Below are 18,020 nucleotides of genomic sequence, written 5' to 3' on the forward strand. Positions count from 1 at the left end.
ATTCTTAAATTAGGAATTAATTCATAAATTAAATCGCGACTTTGTATTTATACCAAATATTTAAAGACCGAATCCAATCAATCACCATAAGGATAATAAATTGCTTAACAAAAAACTATTCCTAATTCTTATATCAGGAATTATCATTTTCAGTCCTCTCAAGATTTCAAGCGCTGATTCTTCTTCTAAAAAGCAAGCGGATCCAGCGACTAAAATAACCCCCAATGAATTGGGCAAAATTCTTATCTTAACATATCACAAACTAGGTGATGAAGATACAGAATATACTCGAACAGTGTCAGGTTTTAGAGATGATATAATCTATTTGATCAAGAATGACTTCCATTTGATTAGCCTTCAAGAATTTCGATCGGGTAAGATTACATCACCATTTGGTAAAAAACCCGTCCTGCTGACTTTTGATGATTCCTCGATCTACCAATTCGAAATGACGAAGGATGGAAAAATTGCAAAGAACTCTGCAATCGGAATCTTAGAAGATTTGAAAAGCAAATACAAAGGATTCATTCCTAAAGCTGTATTTTTTGTAACTCCAGGTTCAAAACAACCAAACAATCTTTTTGGACAAAATGAATTTAGAAATCAAAAACTGAATTTCTTAGTACAAAATGGCTACGAGATTGGCAACCATACTCATTGGCATGCGAATTTAAAACAATACTCGAAACTCATAGAAGAACAGATTGCAAAATGTCAAAAGGACGTAACAGACATTTTACCTGGATACAAAATGTACGCTCTTGCATTGCCTTATGGAATTTATCCAAAGGAACCTGATAGATCTAGATTGAGAAAAGGGGAATATAAAGGAATCTCATATCATAATGAATTGATATTTGACTATTCCAATCGATTGAGCCATTCGATATATTCCAATGATTATGATACTATGCATATTCGAAGAGTGCATGGTAATAAATCTGGGGTCGAAAGAGCCTTTAAGGAGCTTAAAAGCACTGGCAAGACTTTCATTAGTGATGGCGATCCTGAAACTGTTTCCATAAGAAAATCTGATATAGATAAAATAAAGCCTTCTTGGAAGAACAGAATAAAATTCGTAGAAGACTGAAGATTTTTTATAAGTAGAGGAACTGTGCCTTTTTATTCAAACAAACTAAATCGAGTTGTGATTTTCTTTTAGACAAAATTAGTTTGAATTTTCTAATAATGGAATCGGTTGTTTGATTTCCCTAGCCCCCGCCCTTAAGCACGGGCGCTAGGGAACTAACTATATCGAATGACTTTAATGGTTTGGATTTGGCAGAGACTCCCAAATTATAAACCTCATATCTCAAAACTCCAGCAGGGGTTTCAGAAAATACAAATACCCGAGAACACCCAAACTTCCAGATATAAATCCAACTACCCAACCTCCGATAACATCACTCAAGAAGTGGTGTAAGGACAGCAAGCGTCCAACCCCAGACAGAATTGTGAATATAAAGATCCAAGGATGAACTCCAAAAGCAAACACAAGTATCATAACAACGGTTAGTGAATTTGCAGAGTGAGCTGAAGGAAAAGAATGCTTCATATCAGGATTCGAATCTATTTTGCCTGCGACGCTTAACAGTGGGCGTTTTCTTGAGACCAGTTTCTTGAGAAAGAGAACAAATCTATCGTTGAGAAAAGCAACCAGTGCAACATATAGTAAGGCAAGAAAAAAAGGTTTAAAGCCATCCGCAAACCACAACACAGGTAGAATCAAAATCAAAAAGACTTCACCCCTATTCCACCGTGATAGGTGTTTGCGAATTTTTTCAGTTGGAAATGTTTCTCTAATCCACAAAGAAAATCTAATATCAAGGTTCAAGTAAATAGTTCCTTCTTCAATATCTCAATCATTTGATCACGAGGTAAATCTACCTGAGTTCTATCTTGTAAATTCTTCAGTGCATAAATAGATTTCGCAATTTCATCGGCACCACAGATTAGAATGTATTTGAATCCTTTTTTCTCTGCCAGTGTAATCTGCTTACCGAACTTCTGGCTTGGATTCAACAATGTTTCACATTGAATTCCGTTTTTTCTTAATTCATCCGCGATTGCACAGATATCACCTAGCAATGATTCATCGAGCAATGGAATACATATCACATCCTCTCGTCCTAATTTCGGTAATAGATTATGTGTTTCGAGAAAGTTCTTCAAGGTTACATCACCTAATCCAAAGCCCGTACCGGATAAAGCTTCATTGGAGAAAAGGCTCGTTAAATTGTCATATCGACCACCACCATACAACGATCTTTTATTGGCCGGTGATGTATCAAAAATCTCAAATACAAATCCAGTATAATAATCAAATCCTCGAACAACCGAAGGATCGAATTCAACTACTTCACCCAAACCCAATTGATCTAAATATTTAAAAAGAATTGAGATTTCATCTCTTAAAGATAGATCAATCCCAGGAATATATTCCAAATCATTGATACTAGCAGTAAGAAATCTTTCGATTTTTTCTAAAGCTTGAGGATCATCTGGTAAAATTCTTTTAACATCCGAATTATACTCGTCAGCTGTGATTTTATTTTTTTTGTCTAATACCTTGGATAGCTCTTGACCTTTAGCCGGATCTAGATTCAATCCTTTTGTAAAAAATCCGTCCATTATCTTACGATGTGACAAGCGAACTCGAAACATAGTTTTATCAGCACCGAAAGCAAACAGTATATCACAAGCGAGTTTTAAGATTTCTAGTTCGGCTTCAAAGCCATCTACCCCGAACATATCCACGTTCAGTTGCCAATGCTCTCTTAATCTGCCATGACCCGGTTGCTCGTATCTCCAGAGATTTGGAAAAGAAAACCAACGAATCGGTCTTGGTAATTCACGAGCTTTGGCAGCTACCATACGTGCAAGAGTCGGAGTCATCTCAGGACGAATTGCAACTTCTCTTCCACCTTTATCAATGAAATCATAGATTTGCTTGCCAACTATTTCCTCTCCCGTCTTGGCACGGTAAAGGTCTAAAGATTCAATCATTGGACCGTCGTATTCTTCATATCCGTATGACTCAACTACCTTCCGCATAACAGCGAATAAATAGTTTCTCAGTCTCATATCATCTGGATAGAAATCTCTTGTTCCTTTGTAGCCTAAGGTGGGTAATTTTTCCGACTTTTCTTTCAAGCTAATCATCCTCTCATTCCGGAGGATGCAATAGCTACCGGAATGTTAAATTTTCTGAATAAATTCTAAATACGATTTATACTTTCTCAAACCATCAGGATCACCGCTGAAACCAACAATTTCGGTTCCAACTAAATCGTAATCTCCACAATTGGTGATATGACGAACCGCAAGAGCAGTCCTAATCGGTGCTTGCATTTTGAAATTCAAGTCAACAGTTAGGGATGGCTTTACAGCCAATGCTTCCCTGATACGTCGATCTGTCACCTCAATGGCGACACCATGAGTTGAAGCATTCACAATGTTCTGCCTCACGTCCACAGTATAGGTATTGGAATCCATAATTCTCTGGAAGAAGGTATTTTCAACTTCTTTATAAAGATCCAGAACAGATGGATTCACTGATCCCAATTCTTGAGAAACGGTCAAATAGGCAAAATGCTTCGGCGGGCCAAAAGGAATTAAAATTGGAAAAATCACAAATGAAGAAATCTTTTTCTTTTTGTATTCAAGGATTTTATCTTCAAGAAGAAACTCATCTTCAAATTCTTTCCTAAGATCGAGAATTCCATCCGCATCCAAGGATTTCATTTGATTCGTATCTGTTACAAAAATCGCTTTTGATTTCTTGAATGAAAGTTCCATCTCTTCTGTCACAGAACCTTGACTTGCAACGATCACTTTGGAATTAGGAAAAGACTTTAAAACTTTACGATGAATGTCTTGGATCAAAACTCCGGATGAAACACCAAATAATTTACTCTCTTCAATATCTTGCTTGGAAATAAGAAAATTACCAGCCGTTACTTTGCCAAGAAGTCCACCAATCCGTGGACTTTTTCTATCAGCTTCTGCAACTTTCAAAAGTGTTGGTTTCATCAGCACTAGATCTTCTTTTGTCTCTACAATTTCAAAGTCCAACTCCAACTGACGCTCATTCGTCAAGTAGATGGTTCCTTTTTTCTCAACGGCGTCAATATCCGTTTCTAATTTTAAAACATACATTCCATTTGGTTTTTTAGAAATAAATTTCGCGCGAGGTTTGGAACTTTCGTACCCTTTGATAATGGACAATTCTTTGGAGAATTTTTCTAATATGAACTTATCAATAAATTCCTGTTCATTGACAGTTTTCCATACTCTTGAATTCGATTCGATAGTTTCATTCATATGTATTATAGTAGACGATAAACAATATAAAATTATTAATCACTATTCTAACTTTTTAAAATTAACCCTTCTATTCAGAGATCTGCCCTCTGCAGTAGAGTTATCCTCCGCTGGTTGAGAATAGTAATACGCTCTAGTTGTCATTCGAGCCCCAGAGATACTCTTTTTTAAGAGATAGTTTCTAACAGTATCTGCTCGAGACTGGCTCAATTTAGTATTGTATTCTCTGCTAGCAACATTATCTGTATGTCCACCAATCTCAATTTTATCAGTAGGATTCTTGATAAGATATTCTGCAAATAGATCAAGCTTGATTCTATCTTCTGAATTGATCTCATCAACATTAGTTGGGAAATAAATTATTGTCGAGTAAATTTTGTCAATATCTTTCAAATTTGTAAGATATAATTTATTTTCTTCTCCTACAATTTCTGGAATTTGTGACAATTTATAGAAAAATGTATCGTCTTTGTATCCATTTGCACGAGCCAAAATCTCGAAATCTTCTTCAGGATAATCCTTTATAAAAAATTCACCATTAATATTTTCGATTTCTGTACCTTTTCGGCTTTTTTCGGTAAAGAGAATAAGCTTTGCATTGGTTATCTTATCTCCTGATTTCTTATCATATACTGAAAAGAGAATTCCTTCCGGCTTAGGTATTTCTTTTTTAATTTTTTCTAATACGATAGTCTCATATCGACTCTTATTTCTTCCAATATTTCCACGTAAATCTACTTTGATTTCTGTTGGAATAAATCCAGGCGAACTTACTTCGATTCTGTACAACTTGCCCGTTTTTATGGTTGTCTCAAAATTCTTGACTTTATCACTTGCATTGATTGGCTTCAAATCTCCACCGATTCTTGAAGAAGTTATCACTTTAGGAGGATTGGTTTCGTCGAAGATTTTTAGCGTGGAATCAAGTCCGATCATTTTCTGTTCAGAACCATCTAACACCAAACCATTGAGAATAAAATCATATGATTTACGCATATCATCCGGCATGATCGATCTATAAATGTCAAATTGACCTTGACCACCCGGACGATTTGAACTATAATAAACCCATAAGTCATCATAGCTAATGCTTATTCCTTCGTTATCGCTATTGCGGAAATCATTGAGCGGTATTGATGGATCATATCTATCAAAAGTTCCGACTGAAGTCTCAGGAGAAAAAACCTGAGTATTAAATGGATACCCCAATTCCTTAACATCATCCCAGCAATCAAATCGATAAGGTTTCATAACTTTCTCAAAATTTTCCCCACGACAGAAATTTTGATCAGACCAATTGGATAAGAAAAATCTAAATTTCTTATTTGCATTGTTTCGATCTGAACTGAAATATAAAGTTTCTCCATCCCAATGAAAATTAGGCACAATCTCATTGAAGTTTGAATTGATGCGACTTCCCATATTGATAGGTTCAGACCATTTTGAAGATCGGCTTTCGCGAAATGCGATCCATAAATCAAAACCGCCGTATCCACCAGGTCTATCAGAACTGAATACAATGACTTTTCCATTGGGCGATATCGCGGGCATACGATCGTTGAAATTAGAATTGATGTCGTTTAAATGGATTGGTTTCTTCCAGTTTTTGGAATCAGCTATTCTCTCAGAGAAATAAATATTCAATCCTTTGTATCCGTCTCTAAATTCTGAAGCTACAGATGTGAAATAAATTTCCTCAGGTCTATCATCTTCAGTTCCAAATAGAATCGAAAACATTCCTTCGAATGATGGAGTGTTTAATTCTTCAAAATTCTCTGGAGATCCCCATTCTGGGAATTTGATACGATTCGGATAACTTCGATTCTCCGAAACCCATATATCCATTCCGCCTTTGCCTCCAGGACGATTCGACTGGAAAACTAGATAATGATTTCTTGGACTAATGATCGGATTGTATTCAACATTTTGCGTATTTAGAGGAGGACCAAAATATCGATAGCTATCTCTCTGATCAGAGTGGATTCCCATGATTACGAAAAAGGATAACAGAATAATGACTGGATATAAGAAACTTTTCATAGCTTTCTAGTAAAAGTATCGTAAAAATCTGGATTTTCCTGTCCATTATTTCTTACTGGAAACATGTTATCTTGCCGAATACTAGGTATTCTAAATGTCACGACGGATTCTTTCTCAGATGGAGGTCGTTATCTCGCGACAGATGCAGCTATTGCACATGCCAAAACCCTTGTTGCTGATGGTGCAGATATTCTAGATATTGGAGCACAATCATCAAATGTCGATGCAGGTTTAATTTCCGTTGATATGGAATGGGAAAGAATTTCCAGAGTCTGGGATGCTTGGAATGCGTTGCAGAGTTCGAGTTCTATTAGAACGATTCAGAATGAGAAAGCTAAAATCTCCATCGATTCCTTTCGTCCAGAAATCCTTCGTAAATCAATGGAACGAGGACTGGATTATTGGAATGATATCACTGCACTCAATGATCCGAGTTGTTTGGAAATTTTACAAGAATTTTCACCCAAAATTCCCGAACTAATACTCATGTTCTCACAGAATCGTGGGCAAAAAGCTAGCAAAGAATCGTTGTTAGATCCAAAAACTATCATAGATGACATTTTATTTTTCTTTGAGGAAAAGAGAAATAAATTAACCAATTTAGGAATACCTGTCGAAAAAATAATTTATGATCCTGGAATGGGGTTTTTTCTCGGTTCTGATCCAAAGCTTAGCCTCACAGTACTCAAGAATCTTACATTGCTAAGAAAAGAACTTGGAAAAATTTTAGTGAGTGTATCCAGAAAATCTTTTTTAGGTAATATACTTGGAAACATCGCTCCCGCTGACAGAAATCATGCAACTCTTGCGGCCGAAATATGGTCCATGCAACAAAATGTTGATTATATTAGAACTCATGAACCCAAGCAACTGAATCATTCCAAAATTATAATAAATGCAATCCAAAATTTGAAAACATGAATATGCTAAGTAATTTGGAATTTTGCTTTACAGTATTCAGGTAGTTAAATAAACTTAGGAACTTAGTTATTTAATTAAAATATTAAAAACAAAACTATTGCAAGGATATAAATTATGTCAGACAACTACTACAAAGAAATTGATGGGAAAAAATACGATAGAGAATTACTAGAAACTGCAGATGAAGCAGTCAAAGGTCAAGGAGATGGAAGAATTTCTATGGCTGATGCAAAAAAATTATTGGATGAAGTCAAAGATGGTAATGCTTATACAGACATTGAGAAAGACACAATGGCTTATATTCGAGACAATTATAAATTTACTCCTGAAGCAGATGAGTGGTTTCGTACAGAGATTCGTAAATGGGCTGCAACTAAGTAAATTAGTTAGTTTTTTTAGTCTTAAAATTTCGCAACGAACTAAGACTTAACAATTTATTGAATAGCTTCAGCTGTGCGTTTTAGTTCGAGCTGAAGTTTAATTTATTGCGACTTCCGAATTTAGTGCCAATAGAAACTTCGCGAAATATTTTTTTTCCAAAGCCAATAATTCTCTCCAGACAATTTTATAATCTCTGTCCAAGCGATTCAACCATTCCTGCATTTCATTCATGTGACCTTCTTCTTCCTTCAGAATTCCTTTCAAACTAATTCCAGAATTGTGATTCTCAAGTAAGTCATCATAAATCTCATAAACTTCAACAGCTCGCTCTTCAATAATTTTTGTAACATAAAGATATGCAACAAACTGAATATCCGAATCAGCTATTGAAGAAGTGGATAACTTTCTCCAAACAAGTGCATCCAATCTTTGGAAATAAATTATTGCACTACTTCCTGCAAGTAGATTTTTGGAATCAAAATTATCGATTGAATTTTTAGAGACACGATTGGCTAATTTCTTGAAGAATAATGCATGGCGTGATTCCTCGGCAGCATGCTTAAGTACCATCTCGGAAATATTTATCCCCGACTGTGACATTAGAATTTTCCTAGATCCGATGTGCTCCATCATGGACAGAGTATTCAACCATTTTGCATGAGTTGTTTCCGACTGAATTACGGTTGATAAAAATTTACGAATTGCTTCCTTATCGATCGTCTGTTCAATGATAGGTTGATTTTGCTTGGATGGAAGAAGTTCTAAGTGACTCATATATCCAACTTTTTCCATCCAATCTATCATTCATCCAAAAATCCAAATTCTCAATCAAAACCTGGAACTTCGATGATCAAAATCTCCGAATTCTCCACAGCATCAATCTGAGTTTGAACATTTGGATAGAGTCCTAGTCCATCTCGCCTATCTAAAATCTTACCATTGACTTGCACTTTTCCTTCTATTACAAAAATAAACAATCCATTGGAGGTTAAATTTTTAGTATAGACTGCATGGGTTCCCGATTCAAAATTTCCAAGTGAAAAATATGCATCTTGATTGATCCATACAGGACCTTTCTCTGCTGCATCGTCGCCCGTAGGTGAAACAATCAATTGAAATTGGTTCTGTCTCTCGTTTCCTGGAAAAACTTTCTGGCCGTATCGTGGTGCAATTCCTCTCTTCTTGGGCAATACCCAAATTTGTAAAATGGCAGCGTCTTCATCATTGGAAGCATTGAATTCAGAATGAGTAATTCCAGTTCCTGCTGACATAATTTGCACTTCACCTTTACGAATGATCTCCGTGTTGCCCATACTATCTTTATGAGCAAGTGCACCTAGCAAAGGTATTGTGACAATTTCCATATTGTCATGCGGATGTGTTCCGAAACCTTGTGCGGCATCGATACTGTCATCATTCAGAACGCGCAGTGCTCCAAAACGAATTCTCTCTGGATCGAAATAACTTCCAAAACTAAAACTGTGGTAGGTTTTTAACCATCCAAAATCAAAAAACCCTCGCGAATCAGCTTTATAATAGATAGAGTTGGATTCATCCAGCTTTGTAAATTCTCTAGATTCAGTTTTTAATCCTTGGTTTTCTTGTGTTTTCATGTCGCCTCCATTATTGAAAGCATTCCGAGAATCACAAATGTTTCGGTGATTTTTGGGAGTTCCAATATTAGTTTGACATTAAACTAATATTGGATGTTCTGAAAAAATTCATTTTTTTATTGCTTGGACTTAATTTTCTTGGAAAGTTCTTTCATAGTCGCAATTCTCAACTTAGCATTCTCGAATCTGCGAATTTCATCTGCTGTTTTTGGTTGAATCGTTGGAACTTTCGTTGGCTTCTTATTCTCATCTAGGGCAACAAATGTCAAATATGCCGTAGTCGTCCTAACCAATTCTGGTTTGTAAGGATTTTCTTTTAAAACTTGAACTCCAATTTCCATCGAAGTATTACCTGTATAATTAACTGATGCTTTGAGAATAACATGATCACCTATATTGATTGGATGAATGAATGTTAGACGATCAACACTAATAGTGACTGCTTCTTTGCCGCAATGCCTCTGTGCAACCATGGCAGCTACCATATCGATCCAGGACATTATGACACCCCCGAACGCTGTCCCGTAATGATTGGCGTGATCGGGCATAACAACATATCGAGTTTCGATAGAACTTTCTTCAGGAGATTTATAAATTATATTCTCAGTAATAGACATGACTCAATAAGATTTCTTATCTACAATCTATCAAGATAAAATTCCCATTCGAAAATATTTATAAGTTTCAAAAAAATTCCATAATTTAAAGTATATTTTTTATCTTGGAGTAAATACTTCTATCTTTTCCGCTATCCCTTTTATGGAATGATGACCTTTAGAATCGTAACCAGAATGTTGAAGACTTTGAACAAAGTCTAAACTCATTGCGATCGGCGATCCTAAAGCCTTGGTTAATGTTTCCAATCTTGAAGCCAAATTTACAGCACTTCCAATCACTGTAAATTCCATTCGATTTGTTGAACCAACATTTCCTGCAATCACATCACCTTTGTGCAATCCAATTCCAATTTTTATATTTGTATCCGATGTTTCTAAATCCGATAAAGATTCTATCATATTTTTTGCACAGGAAAGTGCGGCTTCAGCAGGGTTCTCCATAGGTATAATTCCACCAAAGAATGCAAGAATCCCATCACCAATAAATTTATTGAGCACGCCATTCTCCTTCTCAATGCAATTATTCATCACTTCAAAATACTTATTCAGAAAACTTACAACAGAATCAGGTTCCATGGTCTCAGTTAGTTTCGTAAAATTTCTAATATCCGTAAACATAACAGCTACATTGGTCTTAATTCCTCCTAATTCAATTGGATTATTAAGGAGATGATCGCGAACTCTCTTGTCTACCATGCGACCAAATAATTCTCTCATCTTTTCTTTATCTCTCAATTCTCGATTCGTTGAATTCAACGTATGCTTTACAGATCCTATCTCATCTGTCGAATCAACAAAAATCGTTCTATCATAATCACCTTTACGAACTGACTGAGCAAAATCTCTGATCTCATCTAGTGGACGACGAAAGGACTGCAAAATAAAAAAACTAAGTATCAAACCAGATACAAGAAATGTAAGCATGAGGGAAAATAAGTATATTATATTATTCTGTTCTAAATCCTCAGAAGAAATTGACAGAAAAACGAAAAAGATAACTACTAAAGGGAAAATTGTCACGGAAAAAAAATAGAAACCAAATCTTGTTACCAATCCAGATCTCGTAAACTTTAGAATATGAAAGATTTCATCAATGCCAAATATTTTCGGAAATAAATATCGTTTACAGAAGTAGTCAGATGTAAAATAAGAAAGTGAAAAAGCATACACAGTATTACAAAAGGAAACGAAAACAAAAGCAATTCTCGTTCCATTGCTGAGGGGAATCTGAAGAACTTCCATAATTATGGAACCTGTTACTGATCCCATCACCCATCCAACACATCCAATCAGAGAGCCTAACATGGGAATGTTTAAGACTTTTTTCTTGAGAGAGGTACTAAATTCTTTTCCATCAATGAAATTCTTAGTTATCGGGTAGAGGTAAATTTGAAAGAGAACAAGTGGAACGATAAATGCGGGAATCAAAAGGTAAAGAAAATATTGATTTTGGAATGAATCAAAAACAGCCGATTCCTCATTGCGAACAATAAAATGAAATAAAACCTGGTTCAGAACCACAGAAAATAAATTGGAAAGTAGAACGACAAGTGATGGAAGATTTGTTAACAAAACATTTTTATACTTCATAGTTGAACAAAAACTTATTTCAAATTTTTTACAAATCATTTTGTTGCACTTATTGGTTGAATTCACTTTTATATTTATTGCAATTCGATATATGTGATTGGAGATTATGCTATGAGACAACTTTACAGCTTTTTAATTCTAGGTTTTAGCGCATTTATGATTCAGGGTGATCTGCATGCTCAAGAAAAAGTTTTCACGGAACAAGAGCACTGTATTGCTTGGAGAGCGAGCAAGAAAATGTTTTTACTTAGTAATTCAGCACCGGTCGGTAAGAATTGCTCGATTACTACTTCAGCAACTAAATTAGCTGGAGGAATAGTTCTGAAAGGAACATTTCCTGTAAATAAATTTGATAGCGACGAACCAACTCGAGACGAGGAAGTCACCGAACTTCTGGGTGGTAAAGAAAATCCGACTATGTTTCTCGAATCGGAACCTTTGTCAACGCAACGCATCAAGAAAATCATGAATGATAGCGATTCAGTTGCTGGAAAATTGACAATCAATGGAAAACAACATCCAGTAATTTTTACCGTGAAGGGTTTCACTCAAGATGGCAATATTTTCTATCAAGGAAATTTAAAAACTAAATTATCTACCTTTGGGATCACCCCACCAACTGTTGCTGGAGGAGTAATTGCAGATGTGCGTGACGAGATAGAATTGCTTTTCCAGTTTCAGAAAACGAAAATTAACGGGCATCCTTAAAATCCAAATTTCCCTGTAACTAAATTGCGTCCAATCACCATTTTATGAGTTTCGGTTGGACCGTCAGCGATTCTTGCAGCACGTGCATCCCTATAGAACAACTCAAGCTTCATATAACGGCTGTATCCATGAGATCCGCAAACTTGAATCGCAAGGTCAACGCAATGATTGAGGGTTTCGCTTACTTGCCATTTGGCAAGAGAGATTGCCTGGCGTGCATCTTGTCCTTTTCGCAATAGATCGGCAGCTTTTAGAGTCAATAAATATCCAGATTCAATTTTCAAACCAGCTTCGGCAAACATCCACTGAATCCCTTGTTGATCAGCGAGTTTACCTCCAAATAAATGGCGCCCAATGGCATATTCTCTTGCGATTTCCATTGATCGACGGGAGAGTCCAATCCATCGCATACAATGCGTTAAACGAGCAGGTCCAAGTCTCTCTTGAGATAAACGAAATCCTTCTGCTACCTTGCCCAAAATCTGAGATTCATGAACTCGTACATTATCAAAATTCAGTTCACAATGTCCACCCGGTCCATGAGATCCAAGCACGTCAATTTCTTGCACCATTGTATAACCTTTTGCATCGGTTGGAACCAGGAACATCGTTGTACGACGAAAACTATCATTCACTTTTGCCATAACAATTAAGAAGGCAGCTCCATTGGCACCTGTGCAATACCATTTGCGACCGTTGATAACATAATGGTCGCCATCTTTTACTGCGTTAGTTGCAAGGCTAGTTGGATCTGATCCTGCTCCAGGCGGTGGTTCCGTCATAGCAAAAGCAGATCGAATTTTTCCTTCAACTAACGGTCTATAGTATTTTTCTTTTTGTTCTTCACTTGCGGCAAGATGCAGTAAATGCATATTGCCTTCATCAGGTGCATCGCAATTGCATAAATAAGGAGCTATCGGAGATCTACCGAGTTCACTGAAAAACAATGCAGTTCCCACAAGATCAAGTCCCAAACCGCCCTCTGACTTGGGAAGATGGGCTGTCCACAATCCTCGCTTTTTAGCCTCTTTGCGGAGGTCTTGTACAAGATCCTCGGGCATTCGTCCACGCGCATAATCGTATTTATCTTCCGCGGGAATAGCAACTTCCTCAACAAAGGCCTTAGCACGAGCCTGGATGTCTTTGACTTCTTGTGAAATTTCTAAATCCATACTACCTCTACCTCAAGACGGATGATTCAATTTGAGTAGGTTACTCTGACAGATCGCAAGAGAATCAATGTGAAAAGCTTGATTCCATTTTTCTCTAACAGCTTTTCTCTCTTCGCTAGATTTTGCATAAGCTCGATCCATAAGTAAGCTCAATAGCAACCTTGCAGCAGACTCCACCACTTCAAATGAATACTTCTCTTTGGTTTCTCGAGATTCAATATTTTTAAAAGTAGTCACAACTTCTTCAAAGCTTTTCTTGATGGATTGAACCATTTTAGATCCACTACCCTGTTTTTCTAATCTTTCAATGTATTCTCGGAAAACTCCACTTGCTGACATTCCAGCTGTAATTCCACCAATTGCAGCATTGACTTGAATCTGGGTTGTACCATCGTAGATATTTGTTATTCGGATATCACGATATAGGCGAGCAAGATCATAGTCTTCTGTATAGCCTGCCCCACCCAATACCTGCAATCCTGTATTTACAACTTGAATTCCTGTCTCCGAATTGTAGTATTTTGATATGGGTGTCAAAGTGTTCGCAACTTTTTCCCAAAATTTTGCTTCAATAAATTCTGGACTATCTTTCGGAAGATTTCGGTCTTGAATCCATAAATACTTGTCAACAGAATAAGCGGCTTCTATCATAAAACATCGCATAGCAGCGATTTCTCGCTCCATGTAATCCAACATCTTCTTAACTGCTGGAATTTCTATAATTGGTTTGCCGAACTGAATTCTTTCTTTTGCATATTTCTCTGCTTCACAAAATGCTGCAGTCGAGATACCAGTTCCTTGGCTGGATACGCTCAGTCTCGCTCCGTTCAACATTCCCATAACATATTTCACTAGCCCATAGTTTTGTTGGCCTACGAGAATTGCAGGAGTGTTTTCATAGGCAACTTCACATGTTGCTGAGGCTTTGAGACCGAGTTTTTTTTCTATTCCCGTGATTTCATAATCCTTGTTCTCAGCGATAAAGAATGATAATCCTCTTGCACCAGACTCAGGAGTTCCTGTTCTTGCAAGAACCAAAGTCATACCTGGACCGCCATTCACACCGCAAGCAAGAGTCTGGTATCGTTTATTTCCCGTTAGTAGCCATTTTCCTGGATTGTTAGGATCGGGAATAGCTTTCGTTTTTACTTCAGGCAAATCAGATCCGAAATCGGGTTCTGATAGACCCATTGTTCCAGAATAATTTTCGTCAATAAATTTCGGAATGAGTTCTTGACACATTTCCTCAGTTGCGACCTTTTCTAAGATTACTGCAAGCCCAATGCTTGAAGTGGCAATAGTTGTCGAAGTGTCAGATCTATACATAATCTCAGTAATGATAGCTTTGACAACATTTGGTACTCCAAGCCCACCATATTTTCTCTGGAATGCAACGGGAATCAAACCAGCTTCTTGGTACTTCCGAATCATCTCCACCATGATCTCTGGATGTGTAACAACGCCGTTTTCAAAATTCAGTCCTTTGTAATCAATTTCTTGAGCCGCTTGAGAGACATACATTCCAGAGACTTCACCAGCCGATCGAAGAATTTCTTGATAAAACTGGATTGCTTCCTCAAGATTATTTGGAGCCATTTCCAATCTAGAATTTCCAGATTTAGAATATTCCTTTGCATCCGCAAAATTGTTTTCGTATATATCAACGATTTCTTTCCAATCAATTATGTGTTCAAAATGTTCTTTAAGGTCATCGTTTTTTTCGTAATAGTTTGCTTGTATCATTTGATCAATCCCTCCATAACTTCACGGCCCTTGGGATACAGAGTGGGAAGAAAAGCTTCTTCGGATTCTTCATATCCATTTGCTTGAATTATGCGAAAGAATTTACGGATTGGCTCAAGTGAAGCTCTTGGATTAGAAACCAATATTGTATCTCGCCAGAGAATAAGAAATTCTAAATTGGCTCTCTCCATTTCTGGAGTCTTGTCAATCCAAGAAAGAGCTTCTTTGTAATTGCCCAACTCAAAATATCCCTTCGCGATATAGAAAAAAGATTTCTTCTTACCATTGGGTGTTAGATTCAGTGCCTTACCATAGTCCACCAATTCCTGCCACCTTCGCATATCCAGACTTAACTCAGCCATTCCCATTAACGCATCTTCATCAAAGGGGCTGAGTGTTAAAATATTCTGTAGATAATATTCAGTCGAAGATAAATCTCTTTCATTCAAAAAATATTTAGATAATTCGATCCAAGCATACAATTCGAATCCAGGAATTTTCTCTACTGCTTCCAAAAGCATACCACGTTCTTTGAGTCGATAGGATTTATAAAATAAATCTAGAATCCTTTTGAATTCCTCGAGTTGAATTCCTTCGCGCCGAACCCAATCCGATACAAATGATCTCGCTTCCGAATATTCTTCAATGATATAGTACATGCGAACGAGATTTAAAAATGGGGTATAGTCTTTCGGTTTAGGGATGAGCAGAGAACGAAAGGACTTTTCCGCAAGATCCAATTGCCCAGCCTTTGCGTGTAGGACTGCTAAATTGTTTTTCTCAGCAAAATCTGGATTGGATAACGCCATCAATATTTTTAAATTACTCCGAGCCATGTCAGGATTTCTCATTTGCTGAATGGGAACGGATCGGCTGTCTAGAAATATAAATTTATCATCAACTTCTAAAGCATCTGCGTGTTTGATGGGAAATGAACATTGGTTCAAGAAAAAGACAAAAAAGACCGCAGCTAATAAACGGTATGGAAATCCTGCAATAAATCTAAAGCTAAATAAAATCATCTCTCCTTCTTAGATTCTTCATTGGCTTTTTTTGCATAGACCAAATATTTCATCGCTTTTTCTGAATCGCCTTGGAATAGATAAAGAAGACTGAGATCCATTGCATCTTGTGGGTCAGGCGGTGCAAAATCTTCTGGATTTTCTTTAGAAAGATCCAATTTCGCTCGGAATTCCCGAATCTTGGATTTTGTTTTCTTAGCCAAATCATCCACATGCTTTCTCATAATCTCGTCTTCACCTGAGAGAGATTTTTTTACAGTATTTTGAAAAGCAACAAAACTCATATCTTTCTGTACAAGTTCTGTAAGTTCATTGAGACTCTCTTTATAATTTCCTTGCTTTGCAAGAATATCTGTTCTTAGTATCTTTAAATTCTTATCATCAGGATAAAAATTGAGATATTGATTAACCATTTTTAGACTTTCAGCAAACAGTCCTTTGTCGTAATAAAACATAGACAAGGCTCCTAAGGCAAATTTATTTTTCGGATCTATTTTGTATGCATTCGTGAGATAGATTTCAGTTTGTTTCTCTTGATCTAGTTCTTTATAGATTTGGGCGAGTAAAAGATGCCCTTGAAGATATCGACGATCGATTTTGAGAGCAGCCTTTAGAGCTTTGATCGATTCATCCAGGCGATCCATCTTAAAAAACAAAGAACCCAGGTTCAACCATGCTTGCAAAAAGTTTGGATCTTGTTTTAAGACAGATTGGTAGAGCTGAATTGCCGCATCTCGATTCCCTTCCGATTCCTTAGAAACAGCCTGGTTGAATATTTTTTTGGGATTTAGATCGCCCATAACAAAAGTATCGACCCAATTCGTAAAAAAAAATCAACGGAAAAAACACAAACCGATCCGAAAATAAGAATAGAGTGAAGGTGCTTTAAGGGGGAATTATGAAAAAAATACTTTGGATCCTTCCTGCCATTTTATTTTGGACAGTTGCATGTACGAGTACAGATAGTACGCGAAGAAAGGTATCGGCGTCGGGTGATCCCGAAGATATCTTCTTTGAAAAGTCCATGAATTCAAATGATGCGGTAGCTAAATCGGTTCAGGATGATTTACAACCATCATCAATTGCAAAATTTGATCTACCAGAAAAGAAACCGGATACAACCGGGAATTTTGACGAAGTCGGATATTCTTCATGGTATGGCAATAAATATCAAGGTCGACCAACAGCAAGTGGTGAACCATTTGACTCAACTAAGCTAACAGCCGCTCATCGAACTCTTCCCATGGGTTCCATTGTAAAAGTTCAGAACTTAGAAAATCAGAAAGAGGCGATGGTTCGTGTCAATGATAGAGGGCCTTTCGTAGATGGAAGAATCTTGGACGTTTCGGAAAAAGCTGCGGAAATCCTCAATTTCAAAGAACAGGGAATCACGAAAGTCGGACTTACTGTCGTTAAAAAAGGGGATTCGAATGAAAAATTTGAAGAACTAGATGATAGCGATATCGATGATGAGGCAGAATTAGTAGATGATACGAATCGTACCGAAAAACTAACTCCAAAGAAAGAATCTGGAATAGCATCTTCAAACGCTAATAAACCTAAGGGATATACAGTTCAAGTTGGTGTTTTTCGTGATCAGAACAGAGCAAGCAAGTATAAGGATATGATGAAAAACAATTATGGACAAGATGTATTCGTTTTCTCAAGAGAAGATGGATATGTTGTTCAAATGGGTGATTTTGCTTCAAAAGAAAAGGCAGAAGCTCTCAAATCCAAGTTGCGATACAATGGAGTTGAGTGTTTTATACCTAGAAAGTAAAATTTCTTAGAATACTATTATTATGTGAGTTCAAGATAATTTTTTGACAGAACCTTCCCGATAATAGAGGAATGTTGGATGAGGCGGGTCTACCCGCCTTTTTTTTGACC

Annotated in this window: 16 protein-coding genes and 1 pseudogene; 5 read left to right on the forward strand and 12 right to left on the reverse strand. The window is 36.8% G+C overall.

Annotation, left to right across the window (positions count from 1 at the left end):
• Positions 1–100 precede the first annotated feature (100 nt).
• Positions 101–1,090, forward strand: a complete 990-nt coding sequence (locus tag O4O04_RS16980; protein WP_272532966.1) for a polysaccharide deacetylase family protein — start codon at positions 101–103, stop codon at positions 1,088–1,090.
• Between the two features lie 222 nt (positions 1,091–1,312).
• Here the strand turns inward: O4O04_RS16980 and O4O04_RS16985 are convergent, their stop codons facing one another.
• From O4O04_RS16985 to O4O04_RS17000, 4 genes are read right to left on the reverse strand one after another with little or no spacing between them, the layout of a single operon-like run.
• On the reverse strand, positions 1,313–1,840 hold the full coding sequence (locus O4O04_RS16985; protein ID WP_442915973.1) for a phosphatase PAP2 family protein: 528 nt from the start codon (positions 1,838–1,840) through the stop codon (positions 1,313–1,315).
• Positions 1,831–3,153, reverse strand: a complete 1,323-nt coding sequence (gene hisS / locus O4O04_RS16990) for a histidine--tRNA ligase (protein ID WP_272532967.1) — start codon at positions 3,151–3,153, stop codon at positions 1,831–1,833. The genes O4O04_RS16985 and hisS overlap by 10 nt, the downstream gene beginning before the upstream one ends.
• Positions 3,154–3,198: 45 nt before the next feature.
• The gene (locus O4O04_RS16995) at positions 3,199–4,323 is read right to left on the reverse strand and encodes a DUF1577 domain-containing protein (RefSeq protein ID WP_272532968.1); all 1,125 of its coding nucleotides are present in this window, start codon (positions 4,321–4,323) and stop codon (positions 3,199–3,201) included.
• A gap of 42 nt (positions 4,324–4,365) precedes the next feature.
• A complete protein-coding gene (locus tag O4O04_RS17000; protein WP_272532969.1) occupies positions 4,366–6,363 on the reverse strand; it encodes an OmpA family protein in 1,998 nt (665 codons plus the stop codon).
• A 63-nt stretch (positions 6,364–6,426) separates the two neighbouring features.
• Between O4O04_RS17000 and folP the strand changes: the two genes are divergently transcribed.
• The gene (gene folP / locus O4O04_RS17005) at positions 6,427–7,284 is read left to right on the forward strand and encodes a dihydropteroate synthase (protein WP_272532970.1); all 858 of its coding nucleotides are present in this window, start codon (positions 6,427–6,429) and stop codon (positions 7,282–7,284) included.
• Positions 7,285–7,398: 114 nt separating this feature from the next.
• Positions 7,399–7,662: pseudogene (locus O4O04_RS17010) on the forward strand (OmpA family protein); the annotation flags it as partial.
• Between the two features lie 99 nt (positions 7,663–7,761).
• Here O4O04_RS17010 and O4O04_RS17015 read toward each other — a convergent pair.
• From O4O04_RS17015 to O4O04_RS17030, 4 genes are all read right to left on the reverse strand, one after another.
• Positions 7,762–8,469 (reverse strand): hypothetical protein, encoded by a 708-nt coding sequence (locus O4O04_RS17015; RefSeq protein ID WP_272532971.1) that lies wholly within the window; start codon positions 8,467–8,469, stop codon positions 7,762–7,764.
• A gap of 20 nt (positions 8,470–8,489) precedes the next feature.
• Entirely contained in the window at positions 8,490–9,278 is a 789-nt protein-coding gene (locus O4O04_RS17020) for a pirin family protein (RefSeq protein ID WP_272532972.1), read from the reverse strand.
• 116 nt (positions 9,279–9,394) lie between these two features.
• Positions 9,395–9,895, reverse strand: coding sequence for an acyl-CoA thioesterase (locus O4O04_RS17025; protein WP_272532973.1), 501 nt, complete (start codon positions 9,893–9,895; stop codon positions 9,395–9,397).
• A 99-nt stretch (positions 9,896–9,994) separates the two neighbouring features.
• On the reverse strand, positions 9,995–11,485 hold the full coding sequence (locus O4O04_RS17030; protein ID WP_272532974.1) for an adenylate/guanylate cyclase domain-containing protein: 1,491 nt from the start codon (positions 11,483–11,485) through the stop codon (positions 9,995–9,997).
• Between the two features lie 111 nt (positions 11,486–11,596).
• Here O4O04_RS17030 and O4O04_RS17035 point away from each other — a divergent pair, with 111 nt between their 5' ends.
• Positions 11,597–12,193 (forward strand): YceI family protein, encoded by a 597-nt coding sequence (locus O4O04_RS17035; protein WP_272532975.1) that lies wholly within the window; start codon positions 11,597–11,599, stop codon positions 12,191–12,193.
• Here the strand turns inward: O4O04_RS17035 and O4O04_RS17040 are convergent.
• Genes O4O04_RS17040 through O4O04_RS17055 form a run of 4 tightly spaced genes read right to left on the reverse strand, consistent with a single transcriptional unit; the run spans position 12,190 to position 16,930 of the window.
• Positions 12,190–13,365, reverse strand: a complete 1,176-nt coding sequence (locus O4O04_RS17040; protein ID WP_272532976.1) for an acyl-CoA dehydrogenase family protein — start codon at positions 13,363–13,365, stop codon at positions 12,190–12,192. The genes O4O04_RS17035 and O4O04_RS17040 overlap by 4 nt on opposite strands.
• A gap of 12 nt (positions 13,366–13,377) precedes the next feature.
• Positions 13,378–15,108: an acyl-CoA dehydrogenase family protein gene (locus tag O4O04_RS17045; RefSeq protein ID WP_272532977.1), complete on the reverse strand. Its 1,731-nt coding sequence runs from the start codon at positions 15,106–15,108 to the stop codon at positions 13,378–13,380.
• On the reverse strand, positions 15,105–16,130 hold the full coding sequence (locus O4O04_RS17050) for a tetratricopeptide repeat protein (RefSeq protein WP_272532978.1): 1,026 nt from the start codon (positions 16,128–16,130) through the stop codon (positions 15,105–15,107). The genes O4O04_RS17045 and O4O04_RS17050 overlap by 4 nt, the downstream gene beginning before the upstream one ends.
• A complete protein-coding gene (locus O4O04_RS17055; RefSeq protein ID WP_272532979.1) occupies positions 16,127–16,930 on the reverse strand; it encodes a tetratricopeptide repeat protein in 804 nt (267 codons plus the stop codon). Before O4O04_RS17055 ends, O4O04_RS17050 begins: the two co-directional genes overlap by 4 nt.
• 98 nt (positions 16,931–17,028) lie before the next feature.
• Between O4O04_RS17055 and O4O04_RS17060 the strand changes: the two genes are divergently transcribed.
• Complete coding sequence (locus O4O04_RS17060) at positions 17,029–17,910, forward strand: septal ring lytic transglycosylase RlpA family protein (protein WP_272532980.1); 882 nt, start codon at positions 17,029–17,031, stop codon at positions 17,908–17,910.
• The last annotated feature ends 110 nt before the right edge of the window (positions 17,911–18,020 follow it).

Origin of the sequence: Leptospira sp. GIMC2001, from assembly GCF_028462125.1 — a bacterium.
GTDB lineage: Bacteria > Spirochaetota > Leptospiria > Leptospirales > Leptospiraceae.